Below are 12732 nucleotides of genomic sequence, written 5' to 3' on the forward strand. Positions count from 1 at the left end.
GAGGGAAAGGCGCCGGATCTGCGGCGCCTCTTCCCCTTCACCCCTCGTTTGCGCTATGGGCAATGCCCATGAGCCAATCCACCTTCACCATCCTGCTCGGCGGGGCACTCAGCCTGACGGATCGTCTGCGCGACGCCGTGCGGGAGAGCCGGTTCATCGCGGCTGATGGCGGCATGCGGCATGCGGCAGCACTTGGCGTGGTGCCGGAATTATGGGTTGGTGATTTCGACTCCACACCGCCCGATCTCGACGGTGCTTTTCCTGACGTGCCGCGCCAACCCTACCCAGCCGCAAAGGCTGCAACGGATGGTGAAATTGCCGTTGCCGAGGCGATCGAGCGTGGTGCGAAGCGCCTGATCCTTGCGGGTGCACTGGGCGGTGAACGGTCCGACCACGCGCTTCAACATCTGCTCTATGCCGTGGAGCTGGCGGAAGAAGGCTTCGACATACTCCTGACCTCGGGCAGTGAGGAGGCGGTGCCCTTGCTCCCTGGCTCGCTGGAGGTCGATCTTCCGCCGGGCAGTCTGTTTTCCGTGCCGGGCTTCAGCGAGTTGCGGGGCCTGTTCATCGAAAATGCCCGCTATCCGCTCGCCGACTTCCATTTGCCCTTCGGCTCGTCGCGCACCATTTCCAATGTGGCGGAAGGCGCCGTGCGCTTCTCGCTTGCCAGCGGCAGGGCCATCGTGTTCGCGCGGCCCTATGATCTTTCCGGAGTCTGATACTTGGCGCCACCCATTCTGAAACTCGACGACATCTTTCTGAGCTTCGGCGGCACGCCGCTCCTGGCAGGCGCTGCCCTGCAGGTCGAGCCCGGCGATAAGATCTGTCTTGTCGGCCGCAACGGCTCGGGCAAATCAACGCTTCTGAAGATCGCAGCCGGCCTCGTCGACGCGCAGTCGGGTGAGGTCTTCCGCCATCCAGCGTCCACGGTGCGCTATCTGGAGCAGGCGCCGGATTTTGCCGGCTTCGAGACCGTGCAGACCTATGCCGAAGCCGGGCTCGGACCGGGCGACGATCCCTATCGCGTCACTTACTTGCTCTCCCATCTCGGGCTCACCGGCGAAGAGAATCCGAATAACCTGTCCGGCGGGGAGGCGCGCCGCGCGGCACTTGCGCGCGTGCTGGCGCCGGAGCCTGACATATTACTGCTCGACGAGCCGACCAACCATCTCGACCTTCCGACGATCGAATGGCTGGAAGGCGAATTGCAGAAGACGCGCAGCGCGCTGGTGTTGATCTCGCACGACCGCCGCTTCCTCGAAAAGGTCTCGACGGCGACGGTCTGGCTCGACAGAGGCACGTCGCGCCGGCTCGACAAGGGCTTTGCGTTTTTCGAAGCGTGGCGCGATCAGGTGCTGGAGGCGGAAGAACTGGAGCAGCATAAGCTCGGCAAAGCGATCGAGCGTGAGGAGCACTGGCTGCGCTACGGCGTGACCGCGCGGCGCAAACGTAACATGCGCCGCCTCGGCGAGCTGCAGACGATGCGTTCGCAGTATCGTGGCCACAAAGGGCCGCAGGGAACCGTGCAGGCAAGCGCTTCCGATGCGCAGGAATCCGGCAAGCTGGTGATCGAGGCCAATAAAATTACCAAGAGCTATGACGACCGGCCGATCGTCGCGCCGTTCTCGATCCGTGTGCATCGTGGCGATTGCATCGGTCTCGTCGGCCCGAACGGCGCCGGTAAGACGACGCTCCTGAAGATGCTGACCGGCCAGCTTGCGCCCGACAGCGGAACGGTCAAACTCGGCACCAATCTTGATATCGCGACGCTCGACCAGAAGCGCGAGGATCTGAATCCCGAGGATACGCTCGCCAACTATCTGACGGATGGACGCGGTGAGAATCTCCTGGTCAATGGCGAGCAGCGGCATGTGACCGGATACATGAAGGAATTCCTGTTCCAGCCCGAGCAGGCGCGCACGCCGATCAAGAATCTCTCCGGTGGCGAACGTGCCCGGCTGATGCTGGCGCGCATCCTGTCGCGGCCGACGAACCTGCTCATTCTCGACGAACCGACCAACGATCTCGACATCGAGACGCTTGATCTCCTGCAAGAGATCGTCACCGGCTTTGCCGGCACCGTCATCCTCGTCAGCCACGATCGCGACTTCCTGGACCGGACGGTGACCTCCACGATCGCGCCGGCCAATCCGGAAACGCCCGATGGACGCTGGATCGAATATGCCGGCGGCTATTCCGACATGCTGGCTCAGCGCAAGGGCGCGGCCGAGGAGCGCCGCAGGGCCGAGAAGGCGGCGGAAAAGCCTAAGACGCCTGAGGCTGCGGCTGCCACTGCTTCCGCCTCGAAGGGCAAGCTCTCCTACAAGCAGAAATTCGCACTCGAAAACCTGCCGAAGGAAATGGCCAAGGCGGAAGCGGAGATCGGCAAGCGTGAGGAGAAGATGGCTGATCCGAACCTCTTCACTAGGGACCCTGCGAGCTTCAACCGGCTTGCATCCGAGATGGAAAAGCTGCGCGAAAGCCTGACGAAAATGGAAGAGGAATGGCTGGAACTAGAAATGCTGCGTGAGGAGCTGGAAGGCTGATCCGATAAAAAATCTTCCATTTGTCGGATCGGATGGTCTTTCTCCGTCCTTGGGCCGAACGTGATCAGCGGCATGGTGGCCGCTACGCCTTTGGAGAAGATTTTCATGCGCATGATTTTCGTAAACCTGCCCGTCAAAGACCTCGTCAAATCGAAGGAATTCTTCTCGGCGCTTGGCTTTTCCTACAATCCCGCCTTCACCAACGACGATGCCGCCTGCCTGATCGTCGAGGAAAATATCTGCGTGATGCTGCTATCCCACAGCCACTTCCAGCAGTTCATCGAGGGCGATATCGCCGATACGACGAAGGGCAAGGAAGTGCTGACCTGCCTTTCGGCCGGCAGCCGCGCCGAAGTGGACGACTATCTGAAGAAGGCGCTGGCAGCTGGCGGCAAACCCTGGAAGCCGACCCTCGATATGGGGCCGATGTATGGATGCAGCTTCCAGGACCTCGACGGCCATGTCTGGGAAATCATGTACATGGACATGTCTGCTGCCGGTTGAGCCAATTTCTGAAGGTCGTTCGCCGACTCCGGCGCTCGAAATCGGATTGTCGGGGTCCGTTTTTCTCACTTTTCCTTGATTCGCCCGTGCCGCGTCCTGCGGCTTAGAGTGCCGCTCCGGCAGCGCGGGATCGTGCCGATCAATGGCGATAAGGAAGAGTCACATGCCTCGCAAATCCCATATCGGAATCTTCATGGCGCTTACCGCCAGCAGCTTCGTCGTGCTCGGCCTTTCGCAGGCGGCGTGTGCGCAGGAAAACCAGCGCGTGCGGGTGCGTGGAACGATCGAGAGCCTCAATGGCGACACGCTAATCGTCAAGACCCGCGAGGGCAGCGATGCGACGGTGGCGCTCAAGTCCGGCTGGAAGGTCGCCGGTACCAGGAGTGCTTCCGTCGATGATATCAAGGCCGGCGATTTCGTCGGTGTCGCCTCCTTACCGAAAGGCACAGGTCCCGATGGCGCGATCGAGGTGCTGATCTTCACGGCCACAATGAAGGGCACCGGCGAAGGCAGCCGTCCATGGGACCTGCAGCCGAACAGTTCGATGACGAATGCGACCGTCAGCAATGCGGTCAAGGCTGTCGACGGCCACACGATCACGCTCACTTATCAGGGCAAGGAAAAGACCATCTCGATTGCAGAGGGTACGCCGATCGTCACTTTTGCGCCGGCAACGAAGGACGATCTGAAGCCGGGTGCCGGCGTGATCGTCATGGCGGAAAAGGCAGCCGACGGCAGCATCTCGGCCGCGCAGGTCGCCGTCGGCATCAACGGCGTGATGCCGCCGATGTAAGCTCTTCTGGAAAAATTCCAGTCGAACCGCTGTCCACTTTCTTATACCGGGATTGATCGGAGCGCCGGGGCAGGCGCTGCCGCCGCGCTCGACCCTGCAACGAATGCTACCGGTTCTTCTTCGGATTTTGAAGGCAGTGCCTGCAGATGAAGTATGCGCGGATGCAGTGCCTCTAAATAAGTCTCCGACCGGCCGATATAGATCATCGTGGTATCCGGCAGCGTCGCAAGCAGCTTCGTCATCGTGTGCTGCCATTCCGGCTCCATGCCTTCGAGCACTTCGTCGAAGACGACCCAGCGCGGCTTGACGAGGAGCAGGCGGGCAAAACCGATTGCCTTCTGTTCATCGGCATCGAGAAGCTTGTCCCAGCGCGCGCGGCTATCGAGGCGGCCGACCAGCGAATGCAAGCCGGCAGCCTCGAGCGCGGCTTCGACGGCCGCCGTGTCATAGGCTTCGGGTTTTTCGGGGAATGCAATCGCCTCGCGCAGCGTCCCGCCCGGCACATAGGCAACCTGGGGGATGAACAGCATGTCGTCAATCGGCGGCAGCCCTATTGTGCCTTTGCCGCAAGGCCAGAGGCCGGCCATGGCCTGAAAGAGCAGGCGGCGATTGACGCTATGATCGCCGTTGATCATGACTTTTTCGCCGACCCTGATCGTCACATCCGTTTCGCGCATCCGGAAGCCGCCGCAATCGTCGATATCCTCGCCGAGCTTCGCGGCGACTACGATATCCTTCAGCGTCAGCCTGTCGGGCGCAGCTTCTTCGTAGAGGATTGCATCCTTCAGATCGAAGCCATCATCCATCTCCTGAAGCGCCTGGCGGAAATCGGTGACGCGCATCAGCGTGGCGCGCCATTCGGCAATCGGGCCGAAGTTGGCGACGTACCAGCGCAACGCCGTATTGACCTGGTTGAAGGCCCCAACCGACATCATCAGCTGCCCGAACGTGAGGCCGCCGGAGAAGTAAGCGGGGGCCGCAACAATGATCGGGATAACGATGACCAGCCAGCCATAGCCCGCCGAGACCCAGGTCAGGTTGGTATTCGCCATGGCAAGCCGCTTGATGACCGTAAGGACATTGCTAATATCGCCGTTGATGCGCTTGCGCTCGTTCTCTTCGCCGCGCGCCACTGTTATCGCCGGCATGTTCTCGTTGGCATGCATCAGCGCAAACCGCAGTTCGGCTTCCTTCGAAAACCGGTCGGCATTGAGCTTGACAAGCTTACGGCCAACGACCTGGCTCAATAGCGAGGCCGATGCGGCGTAGAAGATCGCCGCCCAGACCATGTAGCCGGGGATGGTGAAACTGTGGCCGCTGATATGAAAGATGAAGCCGCTCGAAAGCTCCCACAAGACGCCGATGAAACTGACGAGCAGAATGGTCGATTGCAGGAGGCCGAGAGCGAGGTTGGTGGTGCTTTCGGCAAGATTGCGGGAATCCTCATGCAGGCGCTGATCGGGATTCACGCCCAGAATGCCGATGGTGGAGAGCTTGAGGGCACGCTTGCGCTCCAGCCACTGATCGACGAGATCGCGGGACAGGCCTTCGCGCATGTAAAGGGCCGTCATCTGGTTCAGCCATGCCTGCAGCACGTTGAGCAGCAACAGCGCGCCGGCAATCATCGCGAAGACTTCGAGCTGCCGGAAGAATTCGCCTAGGTCACGACGCTCGAGGGAATCGTAGAAGGGGGCGTTCCATTCGTTCAGGATCACCTGTCCGTAGGCGGTCGCCAGAATGATGACGACAAGCAGAATCGCAAGCCCCACGACCTTGCCGCGGACCTGCGAATTCCAAAATGCGGAGAACATCACTCCAAGCCGATATGTCAGGCTGAGATCATATCCCACCCGCTCCTGGCTCTGGATGCCCTTCCCCCCGTTGACGTCATTTTTCATTACTTTTTCCAAACTCGCCCATCACCATTAATAACATGGGGGCGTTACTGGTCCATCAACAGATTCCACCACCCATAAAGAAAGCGTGATGGCTTGTGCAGCTGTCTTTATTGACAGTTGATTCGCGGCGCGACTGGCGCTATCTAAGCGTCTCGTGGTGATTTGGCCGGCCGGCTTGCAGCCACGTTAAATAAGTCGCTAAAGGGCCGCGTGCGGACCGGTAGCGATTCTTTCGCCGCCGGTTTTTTATTTTGATCGAGTTGACCGCAATGCCCATCAAGATCCCCGATACGCTGCCCGCCTTCGAAACCCTCGTGAACGAAGGCGTGCGGGTGATGACAGAAACGGTGGCGATCCGTCAGGATATCCGCCCGCTGCAGATCGGGCTTCTCAACCTCATGCCGAACAAGATCAAGACCGAGGTACAGATGGCGCGCCTTGTGGGTGCTTCGCCGCTGCAGGTGGAATTGTCGCTGGTCCGCGTCGGCAATCACAAGGCCAAGAATACGTCTGAAGAACATCTCCTTGCCTTCTACCAGACCTGGGAGGAAGTGAAGCATCGCAAGTTTGACGGCTTCATCATCACGGGCGCGCCGATCGAGACGCTGCCCTACGAGGACGTTACCTATTGGAAGGAAATGCAGCAGATTTTCGACTGGACGCAGACAAACGTTCATTCGACCATGAATGTCTGCTGGGGCGCGATGGCGGGGATTTATCACTTCCACGGCGTGCCGAAGTATGAACTGAAGGAAAAGGCTTTCGGCGTTTACCGGCACAATAATCTCAAGCCCTCTTCCGTTTATCTCAACGGGTTCTCCGATAATTTCGAGGTCCCGGTGTCGCGCTGGACAGAGGTGCGCCGGGCCGACATCGAGAAGGTCGACGGCCTCGAGATCTTGATGGAATCGAGCGAGATGGGCGTCTGTCTCGTTCACGAGCCGAAGGGGCGGCGGCTTTATATTTTCAACCACGTCGAATATGATTCCACGTCCCTTTCGGACGAATATTTCCGCGACGTGAATGCCGGCGTGCCGATCAAGATGCCGCACAACTACTTCCCGCATAACGATCCGGCGCTCGCACCGCAGAATCGCTGGCGAAGCCACGCGCATCTGCTTTTCGGCAACTGGATCAACGAGATCTACCAGACGACGCCTTACGATATCGAAGAGATCGGTTCGGACATCTGAACGTCACCGGTCCGGTTTAGAAATGGCGCCGTCGCTTTTCTGCGGCGGCATTTGTTTTCCGGTCCTCCCCGGTTGCGGTTTGTGGCGAATGGGGGCAGGTTCCGGTTCCTGAATTCTAGGGATGGAGTGAGCGTCGATCATGGTGGGCAAGTTGGAACGGGAAGTTTTCGGACAGACGAACGACGGTCAGACCGTCCATCGCGTCGTCATCCGTGGCGGCGGACTGACGGTCAAGGTGTTGAGTTGGGGGGCGGTCATCCAGGATATTAGGCTCGAAGGGCATGATGCGCCGCTGGTACTCGGTTTTGAGGATTTCGCGAGCTACCTCGCTCATTCGCCTTTCTTCGGCGCGACGCCGGGACGCTGTGCCAACCGGATTGGCGCCGGCAAGTTCAGGCTCGACGGCAAGGATTATCAGCTCGAACTGAACGAGAAGGGCGTCACGCATCTTCACGGCGGCAGCAACAATATCGGTACGCTCGTCTGGACAATCGTCGAGCACGAGCCCGACCATGTCGTGTTGAAGATCGTCGATCCCGATGGCCGCGCCGGTTATCCCGGCAGTTGCACGATCCAGGCGACCTATCGTGTGCATGGCAATGGCGAGCTATCCGTCAACTACGAGACGACAACTGACCAGCCGACGATCGCCAATGTCTGCCAGCACTCCTATTTCAATCTCGATGGCCGTGAGGACGCGCTGGCGCATGACATCATGATCGCCGCCGACCACTACCTGCCGACGGATGAGAAACAGATACCGACCGGCGAGATCCGCTCTGTCGAGGGCACCGCGTTCGATTTCCGCGCGATGGCACCGATGAAGCGTTTCGCCGGGCAGGAGCAGGCGCTTTACGACCACAATTTCTGCTTTTCGAATGAGCGCACGGCCAAGCGATCCGTCGTACTTGCCCGCAGTCTGCATTCCGGTGTCTCGCTGGAAGTGCGTACGACCGAGCCAGGCGTACAGTTTTATGCCGGCTTCAAGCTCGGTGTGCCGGTGCCGGGTCTCGGCGGCCGCAAATATGGTCCATTCGCCGGCTTCTGCCTGGAAACGCAGATCTGGCCCGATGCTATCAATCACGCGGATTTTCCGAACGCGGTTCTGCGCCCCGGTGAAGTGCTGCGCCAGGAAACGGATTATATCTTCACGAAGAACTGAATTCGCCCCTCCAGTCAGGATCGATGAACCCTCGCGGTGCGACCGCGAGGGTTTTCCTTTTGGCGATACGAATCTGGCTTGTCGTCTGGTTCTAAATAGGTTCTATTATGGGTCCATGGATAGAACCAGTCTGATAGCGGAGCTGAATGCGCGTGGGCTGCGCGATGAAGCGGCAACGGGACCGCTTTACAAACGGCTGGCGCTGGCGCTGAGCGGCCTCATCCAGGAAGGCCTCCTGAAGCCCGGCGCGGCGCTGCCGGGCGAGCGCGATCTTGCCGAAGCCCTGAAGCTCGGGCGCGTGACCGTGCGCACAGCTTATCGCGATCTCTTGACATCCGGAGCACTGGAGTCGCGCCACGGCAGCGGCACCTTCGTTTCCAGCAAGGTAGAGCGCATGGAACAGTCACTCTGGCGGCTTTCCTCCTTCTCGGCGGACATGCGTTCGCGCGGGCGCTCGCCAGCGGCGAAGATCCTGTCGCGCACCATCAACAATCCCTCCCCGGAAGAATCCTTCCTGCTCGGCCTCGGTGTGGATGAGCCGGTTTTGCGGCTCGACCGCCTTCGTCTGGCCGACGGACTGCCCCTCGCCATCGAACGCGCCGTCGTGCCGGCCAAGTTTCTCGGCGAGGATGCCGGCGGCGAGGGCTCGCTCTATGACGCGCTTGCGCAGAACGGCCACAAGCCGGTGCGCGCTATGCAGCGGCTGACGGCCGTCACGCTCGATCCTTCATCGGCGGCTATCCTCGACGTCAAGGCCGGTGCGCCGGCGCTTCTGATCGAACGCGTTTCACGCCTGGAAGACCAGCGCGTCGTTGAATACACCCGCTCGCATTATCGTGGTGACGCCTATGATTTCGTCGCCGAACTGAGAATTGGAGATGACTTATGAGTGAGAACCAGTCGTTGATGCTGCAGGAGGCGGGCCAGTCGCCCGACGTGGTCGCTACCCTGCTTGAAAAGGAAAAGCCGGTCTTTACCGAAATCGCCAGGCTGTTCTCGTCCGCTCGTCCGTCCGTTGTGACGACGGCGGCGCGCGGTTCGTCCGATCATGCCGCGACCTTTTTCAAATATCTTTTCGAGATCACCTGCGGCGTGCCAGTCGCCTCGATCGGCCCGTCTATCGCTTCCGTCTATAATGCGCCCCTACATCTGAAGGGTGGCATCCATTTCACCGTTTCCCAGTCTGGTGCCAGCCCCGATATCGTGGCGCTGCAGGAAGCGGCCAAGAAGGGCGGGGCGACGACGATCGCCGTCGTCAACGTTGCCGACAGCCCGCTCGCCAAGCAGGCCGATATTGTTCTCGGCCTCAATGCCGGCGCTGAAAAAAGCGTCGCAGCGACCAAGTCTTTCATCGCGTCTGTTGCCGGCCTCGCCGGCGTGACGGCTGCGATCGGGGGCAGGGTCGATCTGCAGGCCGCGCTCGAGAAGCTGCCCGCCGCACTCGCTGCGACATCGGGCATCGATACGGCTGCCGCCGAAGACGTTCTGTTCAACGCCGCATCGCTCTATACCGGTGGTCGCGGCACGGCTTTCGCCATTGCTCTCGAAGCTGCGCTGAAGGCCAAGGAGACCGCCGGGCTTCACGCAGAGGCCTTCTCTCTTGCGGAACTGATGCATGGGCCGATGCGCCTCGTACAGCCGGGCTTCCCGATCGTCGGCTTCGTGCCCGAAGACGCCGCCTTCGACAACAATGTGAAGGCGCTGGAACGGCTGCAGAAGCTCGGCGCCACGACCGTACCCTTCTCGACGAAACCGCTTGCCGGCTTCAATCTGCAGGTTCCGACAACAGGCAACGGCCTTATCGATCCCCTGGTTTCGCTGCTCGTCTATTATCGCCTGATCGAGTCCGTCACTCGCCGCAAGGGTTTCGATCCGGACAAGCCGGCAAACCTGCTCAAGGTGACGGAGACTGTCTGATGACGCGCAAGATCTTCACCGGCGCACGGATTTTCGACGGCGAGCGCTTTCATGACGAGCGGGCGCTGATCGTCAAGGGCGGACATGTGGAGGCAATCGCCGGCACGAATGATCTGCCCGACGGCGAGGTCGTACCTCTTGCCGGCGGTGTGCTGTCAGCCGGCTTCATCGATGCGCAGGTCAATGGCGGCGGTGGCCGCATGCTGAACGACGAGCCGTCGCCGAACTCGATGTACATGATCGCGGACGGGCATCGGCCGTATGGAACGACGGCGCTGTTGCCGACGCTGATCACCGATACGGCAGAAGCGACGGCTGCCGCGATCGAGGCGGCAAAGATTGCAGTGAAGACGAACCGCGGGGTTGCCGGACTGCATCTCGAAGGTCCGCATCTGGCGCCGGCGCGCAAGGGTGCGCATCTCGCCGAGTTGATGCGTCCGGTCGAAGACAGGGATGTCAAAACCTTCATCGCCGCGCGCGAGGAAATCGGCACGCTGCTCGTCACCATGGCAGCGGAACAGGTGACGGTTTCTCAGGTGCGCGAACTCAGCGAAGCCGGCGTCATCGTCAGTATCGGCCATTCCGACAGCACGAGCGAGGCAGCCGAGGCGCGTTTCGATGCGGGTGCACGGGGTGTCACGCATCTTTTCAACGCCATGAGCCAGCTGGCGCACCGCGCGCCAGGCCTCGTTGGTGCGGCGATCGATCATCCGGCGGTCTGGTGCGGCATCATCGCCGACGGTCATCATGTCGATCCGAAGGCGTTGCGCACGGCGCTGCGTGCCAAGCGCGGCGAGGGCAAGCTTTTCTTTGTGACCGACGCCATGTCGCTGGTCGGCTCTGAGATGGATACGTTCACGCTGAACGGCCGCACCGTCCGGCGCGAAAGGGGCGGCTTCTGCTCCAAACTCGTGTTGTCAGACGGTACACTGGCAGGTTCGGATGTCGATATGGCTTCGACGATCCGCTACGGCGTCACCTATCTGGAGCTGACGCTTGCCGAAGCACTGAGGATGGCGACACTCTATCCGGCGCGTTTCCTGCGGCTTGCCGATCGCGGCCATCTTTCGCCGGGCGCGCGGGCCGATCTCGTGCATTTCACCGACGCAATCGAAGTGACGGCGACCTGGTTAAACGGCGAATCGGTTTGAGGGAGAGCGGTGGATGAGTGACATCACGGACGCCTATTTCTCCAACCTCATCGAGCGGCTTGAGGAGTTGAAGGGGACGCTTGCCGCGCCGATGGCGAAGGCTGCCGCTGTAATCCTCGAGGCCGCCCGTGGCGACAAGCGCGTTTATGTCTTTGGCACAGGCCATTCGCATATGCTGGCGGAAGAAGTGCACTATCGGGCAGGCGGGCTTGCTTTCACGGTGCCGGTTCTCGTCGGCTCGGCCATGCTGCATGAGGGGGCGGTCATCAGCTCGGTCTATGAGCGCACGCAGGGTCTGGTGCGGCCGATGCTGGAGCGTTACGGCATGCAGCCGGGCGATGTCATCATCATCGCCTCCAATTCGGGCGTGAATGCTGCACCGGTTGAGGCGGCCGACTACGCGCGCGAGATCGGCGCAAAAGTCATCGCCATCACCTCGATCGCCTATTCGACGGCAATTGCCAATGGCCGCCGGCGGCTTGCCGATGTGGCCGATGTGGTGCTTGATAACGGGTTGCCGCCGGGTGACGCCGTCCTTGATCTCGAGGGCACGGGTCTTCGTGTCGGTCCGGTGTCTACGGCCGTCGGGGTGACGGTCATCAACGCCATCTGCGCAGAAGTTGCTTCCCAGCTTTCGAAATCCGGTGATGCGCCTGTCTATCTCAGTGCCAACATGCCGGGTGCGGCCGAGATCAATCAGAAGCTGGTGAAGAAGTATCGGCCGCGTAATCCCCATCTCTGAGCAAATAGGCGGGCGTGTTGTCGGCCGATTCTCCGTCTCGCTATCAGGCAAAATAAAAACGGCCCGAAGCGTGTGCTTCGGACCGTTTGAACTCCGAAAACTGACGCAATCAGTCCTTGGCGCGTTCGACGTAGGAATTGTCCTCCGTTGCGATGACAACGCGGGTGCCGGCATCGATATGCGGCGGGACTGAGGTACGGATGCCGTTCGACAGCATCGCCGGCTTGTAAGAGGAGGAAGCCGTCTGGCCCTTGACGACCGGTTCGGTCTCGACGATTTCGAGGGTGACGTGGCGCGGCAGCTCGAGGGCCAGCGGAACGCCTTCGTGGATCGACAGGACGCAAGTCATGCCTTCCTGGAGGTAGGCCTTTTGGTCGCCCATGGTTTCGGCGCTGACGACCACCTGGTCGTAGGTGGCCGGATTCATGAAGTGGAAGCCTTCGCCGTCTTCATAGAGGTACTGGAAGTTCACGTCTTCGACGAAGGCGCGCTCGACCTGCTCGGTCGTGCGCCAGCGCTCGGAAACCTTTACACCATCGACGATGCGGCGCATATCGACCTGGGTAACAGGCGTGCCCTTGCCTGGGTGGAAATTCTGAGCCGTGAGAACGACGTAGAGCTTGCCGTCGACATCGAGAACGTTGCCCTTGCGGACCGAAGAGGCGATGACCTTGACCATAAGACTTCCTTGTAAGTCGGCTTTCGGCGTCGTAGAGGACAGTCAGAATAGTCCTGAAGACGCAAAATGTTTTTCTTCGGGGCGGCACTAACCTAAAATCGCGGAAATAGCCACCCCCAACACGGCTGAATCCGGCGAGGAACACGC

The 12732-nt window shown here is 60.6% G+C and carries 12 protein-coding genes and 1 riboswitch; of the genes, 10 read left to right on the plus strand and 2 right to left on the minus strand.

The features are described 5' to 3' along the window. Positions 1-62 precede the first annotated feature (62 nt). The 4 genes from JNB85_RS17235 to JNB85_RS17250 all read left to right on the plus strand — a co-directional run bounded on the left by JNB85_RS17235 (position 63) and on the right by JNB85_RS17250 (position 3843). Positions 63-719, plus strand: coding sequence for a thiamine diphosphokinase (locus JNB85_RS17235; RefSeq protein ID WP_223216523.1), 657 nt, complete (start codon positions 63-65; stop codon positions 717-719). Positions 720-722: 3 nt separating this feature from the next. Continuing rightward, positions 723-2546 (plus strand): ABC-F family ATP-binding cassette domain-containing protein, encoded by a 1824-nt coding sequence (locus tag JNB85_RS17240; protein WP_220335559.1) that lies wholly within the window; start codon positions 723-725, stop codon positions 2544-2546. Positions 2547-2651: 105 nt separating this feature from the next. Next, positions 2652-3050 carry a VOC family protein gene (locus tag JNB85_RS17245; protein ID WP_220335560.1) on the plus strand — a complete coding sequence of 133 codons (399 nt, stop codon included), beginning with the start codon at positions 2652-2654 and terminating at the stop codon, positions 3048-3050. 163 nt (positions 3051-3213) lie between these two features. Further along, the gene (locus JNB85_RS17250; RefSeq protein ID WP_220335561.1) at positions 3214-3843 is read left to right on the plus strand and encodes a hypothetical protein; all 630 of its coding nucleotides are present in this window, start codon (positions 3214-3216) and stop codon (positions 3841-3843) included. Between the two features lie 41 nt (positions 3844-3884). Here JNB85_RS17250 and JNB85_RS17255 read toward each other — a convergent pair whose 3' ends face one another. Beyond that, positions 3885-5741 (minus strand): ABC transporter ATP-binding protein/permease, encoded by a 1857-nt coding sequence (locus tag JNB85_RS17255; RefSeq protein WP_220335562.1) that lies wholly within the window; start codon positions 5739-5741, stop codon positions 3885-3887. Between the two features lie 144 nt (positions 5742-5885). Beyond that, positions 5886-5963: riboswitch (SAM riboswitch) on the plus strand. 47 nt (positions 5964-6010) lie between these two features. Between JNB85_RS17255 and metA the strand changes: the two genes are divergently transcribed. The 6 genes from metA to JNB85_RS17285 all read left to right on the plus strand — a co-directional run bounded on the left by metA (position 6011) and on the right by JNB85_RS17285 (position 11906). Beyond that, on the plus strand, positions 6011-6934 hold the full coding sequence (gene metA, locus JNB85_RS17260; RefSeq protein WP_220335563.1) for a homoserine O-acetyltransferase MetA: 924 nt from the start codon (positions 6011-6013) through the stop codon (positions 6932-6934). A gap of 139 nt (positions 6935-7073) precedes the next feature. Next, complete coding sequence (locus JNB85_RS17265; RefSeq protein ID WP_220335564.1) at positions 7074-8096, plus strand: aldose epimerase family protein; 1023 nt, start codon at positions 7074-7076, stop codon at positions 8094-8096. A 115-nt stretch (positions 8097-8211) separates the two neighbouring features. After that, positions 8212-8985, plus strand: coding sequence for a GntR family transcriptional regulator (locus JNB85_RS17270; protein WP_220335565.1), 774 nt, complete (start codon positions 8212-8214; stop codon positions 8983-8985). Continuing rightward, the gene (locus tag JNB85_RS17275; RefSeq protein WP_220335566.1) at positions 8982-10013 is read left to right on the plus strand and encodes an SIS domain-containing protein; all 1032 of its coding nucleotides are present in this window, start codon (positions 8982-8984) and stop codon (positions 10011-10013) included. The genes JNB85_RS17270 and JNB85_RS17275 overlap by 4 nt, the downstream gene beginning before the upstream one ends. After that, complete coding sequence (nagA, locus tag JNB85_RS17280; RefSeq protein ID WP_220335567.1) at positions 10013-11164, plus strand: N-acetylglucosamine-6-phosphate deacetylase; 1152 nt, start codon at positions 10013-10015, stop codon at positions 11162-11164. The genes JNB85_RS17275 and nagA overlap by 1 nt, the downstream gene beginning before the upstream one ends. A 13-nt stretch (positions 11165-11177) precedes the next feature. Next, positions 11178-11906 carry an SIS domain-containing protein gene (locus tag JNB85_RS17285; RefSeq protein ID WP_220335568.1) on the plus strand — a complete coding sequence of 243 codons (729 nt, stop codon included), beginning with the start codon at positions 11178-11180 and terminating at the stop codon, positions 11904-11906. Positions 11907-12015: 109 nt separating this feature from the next. On the opposite strand, the gene efp is transcribed toward JNB85_RS17285, so the two are convergent. Next, positions 12016-12585 (minus strand): elongation factor P, encoded by a 570-nt coding sequence (gene efp / locus JNB85_RS17290; protein ID WP_220335569.1) that lies wholly within the window; start codon positions 12583-12585, stop codon positions 12016-12018. Between the last annotated feature and the right edge of the window lie 147 nt (positions 12586-12732).

This window comes from Rhizobium mesosinicum (assembly GCF_019511345.1).
In the GTDB taxonomy this organism is placed as follows: Bacteria; Pseudomonadota; Alphaproteobacteria; order Rhizobiales; family Rhizobiaceae; genus Rhizobium; species Rhizobium mesosinicum.